This window comes from Corallococcus terminator (genome assembly GCF_003611635.1).
Lineage (GTDB): Bacteria > Myxococcota > Myxococcia > Myxococcales > Myxococcaceae > Corallococcus > Corallococcus terminator.
This window is the reverse complement of sequence record NZ_RAVZ01000071.1, coordinates 16,475-32,347: the sequence shown is the minus strand read 5'-3', so window position 1 is coordinate 32,347 and position 15,873 is coordinate 16,475. Positions and strand designations below refer to the sequence as shown.

General features: G+C 70.4%; 13 protein-coding genes. 9 read left to right on the top strand and 4 right to left on the bottom strand.

Annotated features, from left to right (window positions below; translation table 11 throughout):
- Positions 1–178 precede the first annotated feature (178 nt).
- Positions 179–811, top strand: a complete 633-nt coding sequence (locus tag D7V88_RS13190; RefSeq protein ID WP_120540988.1) for a helix-turn-helix transcriptional regulator — start codon at positions 179–181, stop codon at positions 809–811.
- 45 nt (positions 812–856) lie between these two features.
- Here the strand turns inward: D7V88_RS13190 and D7V88_RS13185 are convergent, their stop codons facing one another.
- On the bottom strand, positions 857–1,381 hold the full coding sequence (locus D7V88_RS13185) for a phage tail protein (protein ID WP_120540987.1): 525 nt from the start codon (positions 1,379–1,381) through the stop codon (positions 857–859).
- A gap of 185 nt (positions 1,382–1,566) precedes the next feature.
- On the opposite strand from D7V88_RS13185, the gene D7V88_RS13180 reads away from it, so the two are divergent.
- Positions 1,567–3,255: a collagen-like domain-containing protein gene (locus D7V88_RS13180; protein ID WP_147448715.1), complete on the top strand. Its 1,689-nt coding sequence runs from the start codon at positions 1,567–1,569 to the stop codon at positions 3,253–3,255.
- A 28-nt stretch (positions 3,256–3,283) separates the two neighbouring features.
- On the opposite strand, the gene D7V88_RS13175 is transcribed toward D7V88_RS13180, so the two are convergent.
- Positions 3,284–3,805, bottom strand: a complete 522-nt coding sequence (locus D7V88_RS13175) for a GNAT family N-acetyltransferase (RefSeq protein ID WP_244238123.1) — start codon at positions 3,803–3,805, stop codon at positions 3,284–3,286.
- Between the two features lie 318 nt (positions 3,806–4,123).
- On the opposite strand from D7V88_RS13175, the gene D7V88_RS13170 reads away from it, so the two are divergent.
- The 4 genes from D7V88_RS13170 to D7V88_RS13150 all read left to right on the top strand — a co-directional run bounded on the left by D7V88_RS13170 (position 4,124) and on the right by D7V88_RS13150 (position 9,670).
- Entirely contained in the window at positions 4,124–5,602 is a 1,479-nt protein-coding gene (locus tag D7V88_RS13170) for a flavin-containing monooxygenase (protein WP_244238122.1), read from the top strand.
- Between the two features lie 144 nt (positions 5,603–5,746).
- Positions 5,747–6,445: a (2Fe-2S)-binding protein gene (locus D7V88_RS13160; RefSeq protein WP_120540985.1), complete on the top strand. Its 699-nt coding sequence runs from the start codon at positions 5,747–5,749 to the stop codon at positions 6,443–6,445.
- Positions 6,446–6,458: 13 nt separating this feature from the next.
- Entirely contained in the window at positions 6,459–7,448 is a 990-nt protein-coding gene (locus D7V88_RS13155; RefSeq protein ID WP_120540984.1) for an FAD binding domain-containing protein, read from the top strand.
- A 20-nt stretch (positions 7,449–7,468) separates the two neighbouring features.
- Positions 7,469–9,670 carry a xanthine dehydrogenase family protein molybdopterin-binding subunit gene (locus D7V88_RS13150; protein WP_120540983.1) on the top strand — a complete coding sequence of 734 codons (2,202 nt, stop codon included), beginning with the start codon at positions 7,469–7,471 and terminating at the stop codon, positions 9,668–9,670.
- Between the two features lie 136 nt (positions 9,671–9,806).
- Here the strand turns inward: D7V88_RS13150 and D7V88_RS13145 are convergent, their stop codons facing one another.
- Both D7V88_RS13145 and D7V88_RS13140 read right to left on the bottom strand, forming a co-directional pair.
- Complete coding sequence (locus tag D7V88_RS13145) at positions 9,807–10,340, bottom strand: DUF6321 domain-containing protein (protein ID WP_120540982.1); 534 nt, start codon at positions 10,338–10,340, stop codon at positions 9,807–9,809.
- Positions 10,341–10,525: 185 nt separating this feature from the next.
- The gene (locus D7V88_RS13140) at positions 10,526–11,944 is read right to left on the bottom strand and encodes a S41 family peptidase (protein WP_158625078.1); all 1,419 of its coding nucleotides are present in this window, start codon (positions 11,942–11,944) and stop codon (positions 10,526–10,528) included.
- Positions 11,945–12,062: 118 nt separating this feature from the next.
- Here D7V88_RS13140 and D7V88_RS13135 point away from each other — a divergent pair, with 118 nt between their 5' ends.
- The 3 genes from D7V88_RS13135 (at position 12,063) to D7V88_RS13125 (ending at position 15,840) form a co-directional block, all read left to right on the top strand.
- Entirely contained in the window at positions 12,063–14,129 is a 2,067-nt protein-coding gene (locus D7V88_RS13135) for a carbon starvation CstA family protein (protein WP_120540981.1), read from the top strand.
- The gene (locus D7V88_RS13130; protein ID WP_279636024.1) at positions 14,126–14,332 is read left to right on the top strand and encodes a YbdD/YjiX family protein; all 207 of its coding nucleotides are present in this window, start codon (positions 14,126–14,128) and stop codon (positions 14,330–14,332) included. The genes D7V88_RS13135 and D7V88_RS13130 overlap by 4 nt, the downstream gene beginning before the upstream one ends.
- An 89-nt stretch (positions 14,333–14,421) precedes the next feature.
- Complete coding sequence (locus tag D7V88_RS13125; protein ID WP_208726265.1) at positions 14,422–15,840, top strand: RICIN domain-containing protein; 1,419 nt, start codon at positions 14,422–14,424, stop codon at positions 15,838–15,840.
- The last annotated feature ends 33 nt before the right edge of the window (positions 15,841–15,873 follow it).

The window sequence follows — 15,873 nt, the reverse complement described above, 5'->3', positions numbered from 1 at the left end:
GGGAGGGACGTGGCGGCGTGCGTGCCGCGCTCCCGGTGCTCATAGGCGCCCCGGTGCCGGGTTCGCAAGGGCGGGCGGTGGGCGGATCCACCGGGCTGTCGAAGGGGCTTCGCATCACGGTCGCTTTCCCCCAGCTTGAGGCCCCCGGCTGACAGCGGTATGTCAGGATTCCAAGGCCATGCAGCGCACCGAGCGTCTTTTCGCCCTCGCGGAGTACCTGAGGGGTCGTCGTACCGGCGTCACCGCGGAGGTGCTGGCGGAGCGCTTCGGCGTGACGGTGCGGACCATCTACCGCGACCTGGACACGTTGCGCGCCGCGTCCCTGCCGGTGGGGGCGGAGCGGGGCCGGGGCGGCGGCTACGCGTTGGACCGCAGCTACAGCCTGCCGCCGGTGAACTTCACCGCGCGCGAGGCGGCGCTCGTGGTGGCGCTGGGCCGCTTCGCCATCGACATGCGGCTGTTGCCCTTCACGGGGACGCTGGAGTCGGCGCTCGACAAGGTGCGCTCGGCCCTCTCCACGTCCGCGCAGCGCGAACTGCTGGCCCGGCTGCGGGAGCTCACCTTCCTGGGCGTGCCGTCATTGCCCACGCGCAAGGGCGTGCGTGAATCGCTGGAGCGCGCGTGGTTCGAGCGCCAGCCGATGCGCATCACCTACGTGGACGGCAACTTCCTGGAGACGGTGCGCGAGGTGCGCATCGAGTCCGTGGTGATGGACCGGCACGAGACGCGGCTGGACGCGGTGGACCTCGCGTCCGGCGAACGGCGCCACTTCCGGCTGGACCGCATCACCCGCGCGGAAGTGTTGGGGTGAAGCCGCGGGCCCCTGCTTCGGGGCCGGGCCCGCGCAAGCCACGCATCAGCCTCGCGAGGGGAAGACGCCCTCCGTCGCGATGATGAAGTTCACGACGGTGTACGGGTTCATGATGGGCACCGGCTGGCTGCCGCCGGCGATGCCCACGGCCTGGGGCCCCATCACCGTGTTGGGGGTCGTGTTGTAGGGGGTCGGGGTGGTGCCGGGAGGATAGGCGGCGAGGTACGCGCCCTCCGGGCTCTCCGCGTTGCCTTCCTGCATGTTGGCCATCAGCGGGTGGGTGTGCGCGGGCATCTGCGTCGAGATCAGCGTCACCGACTGCCCGCCGGCTACCTCTCCCAGGGAGTGCGGAGCCAACCCCGGGCCCTGGCCCGGCGCCATGGGGAAGCGCCCTCGAAGGTCCGGCAGCGCGAAGGTCGTCGTGCCGTTGCCGCCGTAGGTGATGCCCAGGATGGCGAAGAGGGCCTGGTTCTGCGCGATGGAGAGCAGCGCGCCGTTGCAGAGTGCCCAGCCGCGAGGCGCGAAGTCACCTCCGAACATGATGATTTGACCGATGTACGGTTCAGACATGGTTCCCCCTGGGTGGATGGTGCGTGTCGGGCGCCGAACAGAACATGCCTCTCCCTCCTGAAGAAAGGTCGTGGCGCGTCATGCGGAAACCCGACCTGGGGTGTGCGATGCTTCACAGAGCGTGATGGCGTTTTCTCCTACGCTGCACGTCGCTACACCGCCGCTGTTGGGGGAGGACCCAATCCATGTCACTTCGAACCTTCGTGCCCCTGCGTGGGGAGTTCTCAGGCTTCCGTGTGTGGTCGCTCTGCGCGACCTTGATGGTGTCCGCTTGTACGGGGCAGACGGGGGATGGGCCTGTTGGCCCCGAGGGCCCTCCGGGAGCGACGGGCCCCGCGGGAGCGACGGGCGCGGCTGGCCCCCAGGGTGAGAAGGGCGCCACGGGCGAGCCCGGCCTCATGGGTCCTCAGGGCGAGATCGGCCCGGCGGGTGCGGGCGAGCCCGGACCGCAGGGCATCGCGGGCCCCACGGGTCCTGCCGGAGCGACGGGCCCGCAAGGCGCCATGGGGCCGATGGGGCTCAGCGGTCCCCAGGGCATCGCGGGTCCCACGGGTCCTGCCGGCGCCAAGGGGGACACGGGCCCCGCTGGAGCGAAGGGCGACACGGGCGCGGCGGGTCCCACGGGTCCTGCCGGAGCGACGGGGCCCGAGGGGGCTCCAGGAGCGACGGGCGCGGCGGGTCCTGCCGGACCGACGGGAGCGACGGGCGCTGCGGGTGCGAAGGGCGACACGGGCACGACGGGCGCCATCGGCCCTGCGGGCCCCACGGGTCCTGCCGGAGCGACGGGTCCGGCGGGAACGACGGGCGCGAAGGGTGACACGGGCGCGGCGGGCCCCACGGGCGCGACGGGCGCGGTGGGCCCCGCGGGAGCGACGGGTCCGGCGGGAGCGACGGGTCCGACGGGCGCGGCGGGAGCCCAGGGCCCCGCGGGTGTGGCGGGCACGCTGGGCCTCTACGGCGACGGTTCGGCGGGCGCGTTCACCGTGGCCTCCGGCCAGACGGTGGACCTCTCCACCCCCGCGGGCGTGTCCCAGCTTCCCGCGGGCTTCAACCTCCAGTTCAGCAGCATCAACATCGTGGGCACGCTCTTCGTGCCCAGCGGCACGGTGCTGCGCTCCTCGGGTGACATCACCGTGAGCGGGACACTCACCGTGCGTCCGGGGGCGGAGGACCTGGGCGGCGGTCAGGCTCCCACCGGAGTCGCCCGGACGGCGGCGGGTTTGTACAGCGGTGGCGTGGGGCTCGCGTCGTTCCAGGGCTCCCAGGTGCGGCGAGTCCAGAACGCGTCCGGTGGAGCGGGTGCTCGCCTCTACGCGGGTGCGGGCGCGGACGGTGGTGCTGGCGGTGGCGCGGTGATGCTGGCCGCGCGGGGCAACGTGCGCATCGTCGTCGGTGGCTCCATCAACGCGAACGGTGCCAATGGCGTGAACCCGCAGACCGCGGGCGTATCCATCGTGGGCACGGGCGGCGGCGGTGGCGGCATCGTCCTGGTGGCGGCGAAGGGGAGCATCACGCTGGGGGGCGCCATCCGCGCGCAGGGTGGCAATGGTGCGGATGGCTTCAACGGCAACGGCGGCACGGGTGAGGGCGGTGGTGGTGGCGGTGGCGGTGGCATCGTCCACTTCATCGCCTCCGCGAGCCCCAGCGTGACGGGCTCCGTGGTGGTTGCGGGGGGGAGCGCGGGGAACAGCGCGCCGCCGCAGACGGGGACCAGCATCGTCACGGCAGGCGGCGGTGGCGGCAGCGGGGGTTCGGGAGGCAATGGCGGCGGCATCATCCCGGGCACGACCACGAACGGGAACGCCGGCGGGGGTACGGGCGGCTACTTCCTCCAGACGGTCGCCCCCGAGCCGGAGTCGCTGCTGGGCCTGTAGTCGATGGGCCCCATCCCGGAGCCGGTCTTCACCCGAGGCCGGTTCCGGAGTCCCCCTCCGGAGCCTGCCACCGCAGCTCCAGGTACGGTGACGCCGACTCACTTCCCGGCACGGGCATGAACCCGTGCCGGGTGTAGAGCCGCAGCGCCGGATTGTCGCGCGTGACGTTCAGCCGCACGGGCACGCGCGCCCGGGTTGCCTCCTCTTGAATCGCGCACAGCAATCGCGTGCCCAGCCCCTGCCCCTGGTGCGAGGGCAGCAGGGCCATGTCAACCAACAGCGTCTCCGCGTCCGTGCGCACGAGCCACTGTCGGCCCACGCAAACGCCGTCCACCTCGATGAGGGCGTGGCCTTCCGGGGAGTAGATCGCGGCGTAGTGACGCGACTGGGCCTGGTACTGCGTGCGCAGGAAGATCTCCTGCTGCGCGGCGCTCCAGCCCCAGGAGGCCAGCTCCCGGGCGCGGGTGCTCGCGTAGAGCGTGAAGAGGAAGCCATCGTCTGCGAGCGTGACGGGGCGCAGGTGGGGTTCGAAGGGCGCGGGAGTCGTCACGGTGGAGGGACCGTCCTGGGATGCGGCGCGAAATGCGCGGGCAGGACGACAGTATCCTCCCGAAGCCTCCGGCCGCCCTGGCGTGGCCCGCGGGTGCCCGACGCGCGGGTCCTTCCAAGCGCACCGCCTCCCCCGGGCGCGGCATGGGGGCAGGCAGGCCCGTGCGCTGGACCGGGGTCACCGTATCCGTTGAAGCGCGAGGTTCGGTGATGGCGTGCGCGCCCGGCCCGGGGAGAGGATGGGCTTCCCTGTCCTGCTCCGGTCCGTAGCGGAGCGCCATCCCGAGGGGCGGCCTGTCCGCTCCAGGAGGTCCACCCGGTGTCCCGTCTCCCGTCACACGTGCATGTCGCCATCGCGGGTGCCGGTTTCGCCGGCCTGGGCATGGCCATCCGGTTGAAGCAGGAGGGCATCGAGGACTTCCTCGTCCTTGAACGCGCCGACGACGTGGGCGGCGTCTGGCGCGACAACGTCTATCCCGGCTGTGCGTGCGACGTGCAGTCCCTGCTGTATTCCTTCTCCTTCGCGCCGAATCCCGGCTGGTCGCGCGTCTATTCCCCGGCCGGGGAGATCCACGCCTACCTGCGCGAATGCGTCGAGCGCTTCCACCTGGCGCCGCACCTGCGCTTCCAGCACGCCATCCTGTCCGCGCGCTGGGACGCCGCGCGCAACCGCTGGGCGCTGGAAACCACCCAGGGGCCGCTCACCGCGGACGTCTTCGTGCCCGCGGTGGGAGCGCTGAGCGAACCGGTCATCCCCGCGCTGCCCGGCCTGGAGCGCTTCCAGGGCAAGGTGATGCACTCGGCGCGCTGGGACCCGGCGTACGCGTTGGAGGGCCGCTCGGTGGGCGTGGTGGGCACGGGCGCCTCCGCGGTGCAGTTCATCCCGGAGATCCAACCGGTGGTCGGGCGGCTCGTCCTCTTCCAACGCACGCCCGCGTGGGTGCTGCCCCGGGGCGACCAGCCCATCGGGACGCTGCGCAAGGCGCTGTACACCCGCGTTCCAGGTGTCCGGTGGCTCCTGCGTGAGGGCTTGCGCCTGCTGCGGGATGCCCTCGCCCTGGGCTTCCAGCACCCGTGGGTGCTGCGCCTGGCCCAGCGTTGGGTGCTCCGTCACCTCCGGAGCGTCGTGGCGGATCCGGTGCTGCGCGACAAGCTCACGCCCCGCTACACGATGGGCTGCAAGCGCATCCTCATCTCCGACAACTACCTGCCGGCCCTCACGCGCCCCAACGTGGAGGTCGTCACGCCCCTCATCCGGGAGGTGCGCGAGCACGAGGTCGTCACGGAGGACGGCGCCGTGCACCCGGTGGACACGCTTGTCTTCGGCACCGGGTTCGCGGTGACGGACATGCCCCTGGGACACCACATCCGGGGGCGCGACGGACGCACGCTCGCGGAGGTCTGGGAGGGAAGTCCCCGTGCCTACCTGGGCACCTCCGTGAGCGGCTTTCCCAACCTCTTCCTGCTCCAGGGGCCCAACACCGGCCTGGGACACACCTCCGTGCTGTTGATGATGGAAGCCCAGTTGGAGCATGTGCTGGGCGCGCTGCGATATTTGGATGCGCGCGCGGGCGCCGCCCTGGAGCCCGTGCCGGAGGTGCAGGACGCCTTCATCCACGAACTGGATGCGCGGATGTCCACGACCGTGTGGAGCCAGGGCGGTTGTCGCAGTTGGTACATGGATGCCACGGGGCGCAACTCCGCCCTCTGGCCCGGCACCACCGCCGCCTTCCGACGGCGCGTGGAGCACTTCGACCCGTCCGACTACGTCACCTCCGCACGGCGCGCCACGGGCTGATCACACTGCGCGGATCCGTATCGGTGTGTCCTGTCCGACAGGTGCCGGGAGGCCCCGGTCGCAATCAGGACAGTCCCGGACAACAGGCCCTCCCGGAAGGGCACCTGGAGCGGTACTCCTCCCAACACCTGGAGGATGTGCCCCATGTCCGAGCCGAAGCCTCCCCCTGTCTTCAACGGAGCCCCGTGTTCCGCGCCCGCATCCTCGGAGCCTGAAACCCCCGAGCCCCCGGAGCAGGAGGACGGCAGGCCGACCCGCCGCGAGTTCGTCGGCACGGCGGTGGTGGGTGGGGCACTGCTGGCCTCCGGCCTGCTGACATCGGAGACCGCGTTCGCCGCGAGCCCCCGGCCTTCCGGGCTGGAGGGCCCGTCGGTGCCCGCGGTGCCCATCAAGCTGAGTGTGAACGGCAAGGAGCACGCGCTGGAGGTGGAGCCGCGCGTGACGCTGCTCGACGCGCTCCGCGAACGCCTGGGCTTGACGGGGACGAAGAAGGGCTGCGACCTGGGCCAGTGCGGTGCGTGCACGGTGCTGGTGGACGAGCGTCGGGTGAACAGTTGCCTGACGCTGGCGGTGATGCAGCAGGGCAAGCGCATCACGACCATCGAGGGCCTGGCGAAGGGCGACGCGCTGCACCCGATGCAGGCCGCCTTCGTGGAACACGACGGCTTCCAGTGCGGCTACTGCACCCCGGGACAGATCATGAGCGCGGTGGGCTTCACGCGCGAGCCCTGGGGGAAGACGGACGCGGACATCCGCGAGGGCATGTGCGGGAACATCTGCCGCTGCGGTGCCTATCCCAACATCGTCGCGGCCATCCGGGACGCGCGCGGCAAGCAGGCCTGAGAAAGGACGCCCCATGCGACACCTCGACTACGTGGCCGCCGCCGACGCCAACGCCGCCCTCCAGCGGCTGTCCGCGAAGCCCCAGGAGGCCGCGCCCATTGGCGGCGGCACCAACCTGTTGGACCTGATGAAGCTGCACGTGCAGAACCCCGCGGTGCTCGTGGACATCAACGGGCTGCCGCTCTCCCAGGTCCGGGAGGTGGAGGGTGGGGGACTGCGAATCGGCGCGTTGGTGCGCAACAGCGACCTGGCCCAGCACCCGCTCGTGCGCGAGCGCTACCCCGTGCTGTCGGAGGCCCTGCTCGCCGGTGCGTCGCCGCAACTGCGCAACATGGCCACGCTGGGAGGCAACATCCTCCAGCGCACGCGCTGCGCGTACTTCCGGGACGTGTCCCAGGCCTGCAACAAGCGCGAGCCCGGCAGCGGCTGCGCCGCGCTGGACGGCTACAACCGCATGCACGCGGTGCTGGGCGTGAGCGACAAGTGCATCGCGGCGAACCCGTCCGACATGAACGTGGCCCTGGCCGCGCTGGATGCCAGCGTGCACGTGCAGGGCTTGAAGGGGGAGCGCTCGGTGCCCTTCATCGACTTCCATCTCGTGCCGGGAACGCATCCGGACAAGGAGAGCGTGCTCCAGCCGGAGGAGCTCATCACCGGGGTGACGCTGCCCGCGTCGGGGTTCGCGGCGCGCTCGCGCTACGTGAAGGTGCGGGACCGGGCGGCGTATGCGTTCGCGCTCACGTCCGCGGCGGTGGCGCTGGAACTGGAGGGCACCACCGTGAAGGCCGCGCGCGTGGCGCTGGGCGGGGTGGGCACGAAGCCATGGCGCTCCAAGGAGGCGGAGGCCGCGCTCGTGGGCAAGCCCGCGGACGAGGTGCACTTCAAGGCGGCCGCGGAAGCGGCGCTGAAGGGTGCGAAGCCCCGCACGCACAACGCCTTCAAGGTGGACCTCGCGCGGCGCACGTTGGTGCGAGCGCTGTCCCTCACCGCCGGAATCGCCTGAGTCGCGAAGGAGACAACGCCATGGACACGTCGGTGGGCAAGCCGCTGGGGCGGGTGGACGGACGGCTCAAGGTGACGGGAGGAGCGAAGTACTCGGCGGAGATGCCCGAGGAGGGCGTCGTCCACGCGGTCATCGTGGGCAGCACCATCGCCACGGGCTCCATCGTGAGCGTGGACGTGAAGGCCGCGAAGGCCCAGCCGGGAGTCCTGGCCGTGCTGACGCCGGACGACGCGCCGAAGCTGGCGGCGGATCCCGTGAAGAAGCAGAGCCCTACGGACATGGTGGTGCACGCCCTCCAGTCGAGAAAGGTGCAGTACCAGAACCAGCCGGTGGCGCTGGTGGTGGCGGACACCCTGGAGCGTGCGACGTACGCGGCCGCGCTGGTGAAGGTGAAATACCGGGCCGGCAAGCCGAAGGTGGATGTGAAGGCAGAGCAGCCGCGCGCGTACAAGCCGAAGCAGATCAACGGCAAGCCCGCGGACATGGATCAGGGCAAGGCGTCCACCGACAAGGCCGCCGCCACCGTGGACGCCACCTATGTGACGCCCTACGAGCACCACAACCCCATGGAGCCGCACGCCACCCTGGCGCTGTGGGAGGGGGAGACGCTCACGGTCTACGACACCACGCAGGGTGTCTTCGGGACGCGCGCGCGGCTGGCGGCCCTCTTTGGCATCCCCCCGGAGAGCGTGCGGGTGGTGTGCAAGTTCGTGGGGGGAGGCTTTGGCTCCAAGGGCTCCCCCTGGTCGCACGTGGTCCTCGCGGCGCTCGCGGCGAAGGCGGTGAAGAAGCCGGTGAAGCTGGTGCTGCGGCGCGAGCAGATGTTCAGCCAGGTGGGCTTCCGGCCGGAGACGCAGCAGCGCCTCCAGCTCCAGGCGCGCGAGGACGGCAAGCTGCTGCTCGTGAAGCACGACACGGTGAGCTGCACGTCGGAGTTCGACGAGTTCGTCGAGCCCAGCGGCAAGTCGACGCGCATGCTGTACGCCAGCGACCGCATCACCACCTCGCACCGGCTGGTGCGGCTGTCGGTGGGCACGCCCACGTTCATGCGGGCGCCGGGGGAGGCGTCCGGCACCTTCGCCCTCGAGTCCGCGCTGGACGAGCTGGCGGTGAAGCTGAAGATGGACCCCGTGGCGCTGCGGCTGAAGAACCACGCGGACAAGGATCCGGAGACGGGCCACCCCTGGAGCAGCAAGTCGCTCAAGGAGTGCTACCGCGTGGCGGGGGATAGGTTCGGCTGGGCGAAGCGCGACCCGACGCCGGGCTCCATGAAGGACGGTCGCACGCTGCTGGGCTGGGGCATGGCCACGGCGACGTACCCCACGCTGCGCTCCAAGGCGTCCGCGAAGGCCACGCTCCTGCCGGATGGCACCGCGCGCGTGCTGGCGGGCTCGCACGACCTGGGCACGGGCACATACACGGTGATGACGCAGGTCGCGGCGGACGCGCTGGGCCTCGTGCCGGCGAAGGTGAAGTTCGATCTGGGCGACACGCGGATGCCGGAGACACCGGTGTCGGGAGGTTCGCAGACGGCGGCGAGCGTGGGCTCGGCGGTGAAGAAGGCCTCGCTCGCGCTGCGTGACAAGGCTATCGCGTTGGCGGTGGCGGATCCGGGCGCGCCCCTGCACGGCGTTCCTGCCGCGCAGGTCACGGTGGAGAACGGCGTCCTGGTGTCCGGCGGCAAGCGCGAGGACTTCGCGGCGCTGCTCAAGCGCAAGGGGCTTGCGTCCCTGGACGCGGAGGCGAGCGCGGAGGCGGGGCCGGAGAAGGACCAGTACGCGATGCACGCCTTCGGGACCCACTTCGTGGAGGTGCGCGTGGATCCGGACCTTGGCGAAGTGCGCGTGAGCCGCTGTGTCGGCGCGTTCGGCGTGGGCACGGTGCTCAACGCGAAGACGGCGCGCAGCCAGTTGCTGGGCGGCATCGTGATGGGCATCGGCATGGCGTTGATGGAGGAGACGTACCTGGATCCGCGCTCGGCACGCTTCATGACCCAGGACCTGGCGGACTACCACGTGCCGGTGAACCCGGACGTGCCGGACATCGACATCATCTTCGTGCCGGAGAGCGACCCGCACGTGAACGAACTGGGTGCCAAGGGCATCGGGGAGATTGGCATCACCGGTGTGACGGCCGCCATCGCCAATGCCATCCACCACGCCACCGGACGGCGCATCCGTTCCCTGCCGCTCACCCTGGACAAGGTGCTCGCGACGTCGTGAGCACCCCTCCAAGGGAGACCCATGGCCCTGCTCCCTCCTTGAGGGGGCGGCACCGAATGCGTCCTGGTCGCGCAGCATGAGGCAGGAGGCTTCCTGACGGTGGGCGCCTCATGGCGTACCTGAATCGTCTGGTGTGTCAGGCTTTCTTCACGCGTCGGGTCGCGGTCTTGCGAGCCTTGGCCGGAGCGCGCTTCTTCGCGGTCACACGGCGGGCCGCCACCACGGTCCGCGTCTTCTTGGTCCCGGTGCGCTTCGCCGCCACGGCGGTCCGCGTCTTCCTCACGCCCCCGCGCTTCGCCGCCGGGCCCGAGCGCCCCTTGGCCGCATGGTAGCGCTCCAACAGCCGGGTTCCCTTGTCCGCGAGCTTCTTCGCCCCGGCGTTGTCACGAGGCACCGGCTCTCCCCACGCGCGGGCGGACAAAGCCAGCCGCGTGGGCTTGCCCTTCGCATCCATCATGGGCCCCCGGGGATGGGTGAAGTGGCGGCGCAGGAAGCTGCCCTTGCGACGCATCTTCTCCGGCGTGTCGGCCCTGCCCTTCACGCCCGGCTTGAGGTTCGCGCCTTCCTTCTCATGGAACCAGGCGCGGCCCGCCGCGGTCAGTCCGCCCTTTGGATCCTTCAGCGTCCGGCTGCGGGTGACGTGCTTGCGGACGGGGGAACGGGTCGGCATCGGATGTCCTCCTCGTGGGGACCGGTGGGCTCCACGCGAGAAAAGCTAGGTCTGCCCGCAAGCGATGGCACGACGCACCGGGTTGCCTCCCTGACCGGTCTCCTTTCACGGAGGCACGCCAGGCGTCTTCGAGGGCATCCGGATGTCCGCCAGCGCTGGGTCCCCATGCCCCCAGGGCCACGTCGCTACTTCGCGTCGCGAACCGTGAGCGAGTCGGCCAGCGCCCGTATCGCACGCGCATGCCCGTGGGACAGGTCCGCCTCCGGGAACACGTCCAGGGACTGCTGGGGTGGTGCCCCGCGTGCCTCGAAGTCCTCGCCCCGAGCGTCGGTGTAGTGCTCGTTCGACAGGTGGAGCGTCCAGCCATTCGGCAGCGGTTTGACGAGCACATCGGAGAAGCTACCCCGCGTGCGCGTCCCCACGTGGAGCACCTGGGGCAGGGCGCGCATCGCCAGCGTGAACACCTCCCCGGCGCTGACCGTGACGTCGCTCGTCACCAACTGGACGGGCCCATGGAACGCAGGTCGTGACGTGGGCGTGAGGATGAACTCCTGCGGCGGGACGTGCTTCGCCCCGTGAGCCCACTTGGAATACGCAGGCCGTGGCCGGTCCGCGAAGCGCGCCGCGATCGCCCGCGAGACGACATCATGGCCGCCCCGGTTGTTGCTCACGTCCACGATGACCGCCGTGGCGCCCGCGAAGGAAGCCATCGCATCATCCAGCACCGGCTCCAGCGCGGCCAGCTCCTGTTCCGGCGTCGCGTCGTCCCCGTCCGTCGCGGCGACGAAGCCGCCCATCGTCATCACGTTGAGATAGCCGACGCCCGGCGCGGCGAAGCCCCAGAACACGCGCTGGTTCGCGACGTGATGGCCCTGGCCGCGCAGCACCGTCTGGAGGATTCCGTCGCGGTACGCACCCAGCCACTCCTTCTGCACGGCCTTTGGGGTGCGCCCCGTCCGCCGGGCCTCCTGTTCCAGCAGCGCGAGCGTCCCCGTGGCGCGCTCTTCGTACGTCAGCGTGTCGGACCTGGCGTCATCCGCCAGCAGCTCCACATGCGCATCGCCCAGCATGCGGAGTGACTCCGCGAAGAGGGTGAACAACGCCCGGTCGTCCATGCCCGGCGACACCCGGGGACGCTCCGCCTCCAGTCGCGCCAACCAATCCGGACCCCGTTCGGGGAAGTAGGCGTAGTGCTCCGCGAAGGTCGCCCGGAACACGTCGAACAACTCCGGAGCGCTCCATACAGGGTGCGCGTCGCAGTCGGCGGGAAGCGCGGCGATGCGGTCGAACCGGTAGCGCGTCTCCCCCGGCGCGGCGAAGAAGTCCCGGATGTCCTCGGAGGGCCCCGGCTCCTGGACGCCGAACATCTGCTTCAGCTCCGAAGACGAAGCGGGATCCGGGTAGCACCACGCCGCCGTCTCGTGGTGCAGGCGCAATCCCTCCAGCGTCACGGTGAGCAGCCATCCATATCCCCGGGAGCGCCACACTTCCGGCCCCGACGCGCTGACGGGCTTCGAGGCGACGCGCGGCGTGGCGCACGCGGTCAGCAGGCCCGCCAGGAGGAACAGGAGGACGGCACGCGGTCGGCGGAAGGGAGCGTTCATGGCGCTCGGACTTCCTTCAGGATCCGACATCCCATCGCGCACGCAACGGACCGCGACTACGGGTGCGCTATAAACCCCGCGCCGGGTGTCGGTGCGGGGCCCGCGACGGGGAGTCCTCATGGGTGGAGTCGCTCGGAAGTTGGGATGGCTGCTGGTGGCCCTGGCCGGGGCGTTCAGCCTGGGCGTGGTGGCGCTGCACCGGGGGGAGTCCATCAACGCCATCTGGCTGGTGGTCGCCTCGGTCGCGGTGTTCATGCTGGGATATCGTTTCTACGGCCGGTTCATTGCCGAAAAAGCGCTGCGCCTGGACCCCACGCGCGCCACCCCCGCCGAGCGCCGCAACGACGGCCTGGACTACGTGCCCACGGATCGCTGGGTCGTGTTCGGCCACCACTTCGCCGCCATCGCGGGCGCGGGGCCGCTGGTGGGCCCGGTGCTGGCCGCGCAGATGGGCTACCTGCCCGGCACGCTGTGGATCCTCGTGGGCGTGGTGGTGGCGGGCGCGGTGCAGGACTTCGTGACGCTCTTCCTGTCCATCCGCCGCGACGGCAAGTCGCTGGGCGACATGGTCCGCATGGAGCTGGGGCCGGCGGCCGGCGTGACGGCGATGGTGGGCGTGCTGATGATCATGATGATCATCCTCGCGGTGCTGGCGCTGGTGGTCGTCAAGGCGCTGACGCACAGCCCCTGGGGCACCTTCACGGTGGCCATGACCATCCCCATCGCCGTGCTGATGGGCCTGTACCTGCGCTACGTGCGCCCCGGCAAGGTGCTGGAGGTCTCCATCGTCGGCTTCGTGCTCCTGATGCTGAGCATCTACCTGGGCGGCCAGGTGTCCGAGTCCACCACCTGGGCCCCCTGGTTCACCTTCGACAGCAAGGCGCTGGCGTGGCTGCTCATCGGCTACGGCTTCTGCGCGGCGGTGCTGCCGGTGTGGCTCTTGCTCGCGCCGCGCGACTACCTGTCCACCTTCCTCAAGATTGGCACCGTGCTGCTGCTGGCGGTGGGCATCGCGCTGGCGGCACCGGACCTGCGCATGCCGGCCGTGACGAAGTTCGTGGACGGCTCCGGCCCGGTGTTCTCCGGCAGCCTGTTCCCGTTCCTGTTCATCACCATCGCGTGCGGCGCGGTGTCCGGGTGGCACTCGCTCATCGCGTCGGGCACCACGCCCAAGATGCTGGCCAGCGAAGCCGACGCGCGCATCGTGGGCTATGGCGCCATGTTGATGGAGGCCTTCGTGGCCATCATGGCGCTCATCGCCGCGTCGGTGTTGGACCCGGGCGTCTACTTCGCGATGAACTCGCCCGCGGCGCTCATCGGCACCAGCGCGACGCAGGCGGCGCAGACCATCAGCCAGTGGGGCTTCGTCATCACCCCTGACATCCTGGAGCAGACGGCGCGCGACATCGGCGAGACGACCATCCTGTCCCGTGCGGGCGGTGCCCCGACGCTGGCGGTGGGCATGGCGCAGATCCTCCACGGGCTCGTGTCCGGGCAGGGGATGATGGCCTTCTGGTACCACTACGCCATCCTCTTCGAAGCGCTCTTCATCCTCACCACGGTGGATGCCGGAACCCGCGTGGGCCGCTTCATGATTCAGGAGCTTGCGGGCCTCGTGTACGCGCCCCTGAAGCGCACGGAGTCCTGGGGCGCGAACCTGCTGGCCACCGCGCTGTGCGTGGGCGCCTGGGGCTACTTCCTCTACCAGGGCGTGGTGGATCCGCTGGGCGGCATCAACACGCTGTGGCCCTTGTTCGGCATCGCCAACCAGATGCTCGCCGCCGTGGCGCTCACGCTGGGGTGCGTGGTGCTGGTGAAGATGAAGCGTGAACGCTACGCGTGGGTGCCCGGCATCCCCGCCGCGTGGCTGGTGCTGTGCACGCTCACCGCCGGCTTCCAGAAGGTGTTCGGCGGCGACGTGCGCGTGAGCTTCGTCGCCCACGCGAAGGCCTTCTCCCAGGCGGTGGCCGAAGGCCGCGTCATCGCCCCCGCGAAGTCCGTGGAGGAGATGGAGCGCATCATCTTCAACGACTACCTGGACGCCGCCCTCACCGCGTTCTTCATGGCCGTGGTGGTGGCCACCCTCCTCTTCGGCGTGCGCGCCATCCTCGCCGCCCGACGCTCGACGGTGGCCACCGCGCAGGAGACGCCCTACGTGGCCGCCGCTGCCCCGGTGCAACGGTGAGGCCCGACTTCGTCCAGACGCTCCAGCAGGGCTGGCGCAAGTCCGTGCGCATCGCGCGCCAGATGATTGGCGTGCCCGACTACGACACCTATGTGGCCCACATGCTCCGTCACCATCCGGACCGCGCGGTGATGACCTATGCGGAGTTTTTCAATGACCGCCTCCAGGCCCGCTACCGGGGCGGCGGGGGCCGCTGCTGCTGAAGCGATGAGTCGTTGAGTTTTGCCGGAAAGACTGCTTGATGTGGTTTTACGGGTTCAGCCCGTCAAAACCCATGACGCAGGAGTCTTCCGTGTCTCTCTTCGCAACGCCGTTCCGGACGTTGGCGCTGGGCGCCGTGTTTCTCGCATCGCTGGGGGGCTGCTCGGGCCCCGGGGACGTTCCGACGTCCGACGAACCGTTGGGCGCGGTGGAGTCGCCGGCGCTGGCGACGCGCGTGGTGGGCTACCTGCCGACGTGGGCGGGCAACGTGGACACGCTCCAGTACAGCAAGCTCAGCCACATCAACTACGCGTTCGCGCTGCCCACGGCGCAGGGTGGTCTCACGGGCGTGAGCACCACGGACACGCGGCTGCGCTCGCTGGTGACGAAGGCGCACGCGCAGGGCGTGAAGGTGCTCATCGCGGTGGGCGGCTGGAACGACGGCAATGACAGCGCCTTCGAACAGATGGCCGGGAGCGCGGGCACGCGCACCGCGTTCGTGAACTCGGTGGTGAACTTCGTCAACGCCGTGGGTCTGGACGGCGTGGACATCGACTGGGAGTACCCGGACCCCGGCACGTCGGGGAACAACTACGCGCTGCTGATGCGGGAGCTGGGCACCGCCATGCACTCGCGGGGCAAGCTGCTGACGGCGGCGGTGGTGGCCAACGGCTACACGGGCGGCGGCGTGCCGGCGTCGGTGTTCAGCGACGTCGACTTCCTCAACCTCATGGCCTACGACGGCGGCCAGCCGCATTCGACGTATGACCTGGCCGTCCAGTCGCTCAACTACTGGAAGGGGCGCGGGCTGCCGGCGTCCAAGGCGGTGCTCGGCGTGCCGTTCTACGGCCGCTCGCCGTCCAGCTACGTGGGCTACTCGGAGCTGGTCGCGCGCGACTCGCAGGCGCCCTACAAGGACAACGTCGGGGACGTCTATTACAACGGCATCTCCACCATCCAGGCGAAGACGCGGCTGGGCATGCAGAACGGCGGCGTGATGATCTGGGAGCTGAGCCAGGACACGTCCGGCGGCACGTCGCTGCTCAACGCCATCTATTCGGTGGCGCAGGGCACGGGCGGCACGGGCGCGTACCGGCTGGTCAACAAGGCCTCCGGCCGCTGCGTGGACATCTCCGGTCCCAGCACGGCGGATGGCGCCATCATCCACCAGTGGGCCTGCCACACGGGCGCAAGCCAGCAGTGGTCCATGGAGGCGACGGACAGCGGCTACTACCGCTTCGTGTCGCGCCACAGCGGCAAGGCGCTGGACGTGAAGGACGCAAGCAGCACGGACGGCGCGGGGCTCCAGCAGTGGACGTACTCCAACGGAAGCAACCAGCAGTTCAAGCCGGTGGACCTGGGCAACGGCTACGTCCGGCTGGAGGCGCGCCACAGCGGCAAGGTGCTGGACGTGACGGGCTGCCAGGGTGGCAGCGGTGACGGCACGCTGCTGCAGCAGTGGACCTGGTCCAACAACGACTGCCAGCAGTTCCGCATGGAAGCGCGGTAGTCGCCCGTCGGACGTGACGGGGCCGGTGGTTTC

Coding starts and splice junctions, on each gene's coding strand:
- D7V88_RS13190 (WP_120540988.1), top strand. CDS start 179: ATGCAGCGCACCGAGCGTCTTTTCGCCCTCGCGGAGTACCTGAGGGGT.
- D7V88_RS13185 (WP_120540987.1), bottom strand. CDS start 1,381: ATGTCTGAACCGTACATCGGTCAAATCATCATGTTCGGAGGTGACTTC.
- D7V88_RS13180 (WP_147448715.1), top strand. CDS start 1,567: ATGTCACTTCGAACCTTCGTGCCCCTGCGTGGGGAGTTCTCAGGCTTC.
- D7V88_RS13160 (WP_120540985.1), top strand. CDS start 5,747: ATGTCCGAGCCGAAGCCTCCCCCTGTCTTCAACGGAGCCCCGTGTTCC.
- D7V88_RS13155 (WP_120540984.1), top strand. CDS start 6,459: ATGCGACACCTCGACTACGTGGCCGCCGCCGACGCCAACGCCGCCCTC.
- D7V88_RS13150 (WP_120540983.1), top strand. CDS start 7,469: ATGGACACGTCGGTGGGCAAGCCGCTGGGGCGGGTGGACGGACGGCTC.
- D7V88_RS13145 (WP_120540982.1), bottom strand. CDS start 10,340: ATGCCGACCCGTTCCCCCGTCCGCAAGCACGTCACCCGCAGCCGGACG.
- D7V88_RS13140 (WP_158625078.1), bottom strand. CDS start 11,944: ATGAACGCTCCCTTCCGCCGACCGCGTGCCGTCCTCCTGTTCCTCCTG.
- D7V88_RS13135 (WP_120540981.1), top strand. CDS start 12,063: ATGGGTGGAGTCGCTCGGAAGTTGGGATGGCTGCTGGTGGCCCTGGCC.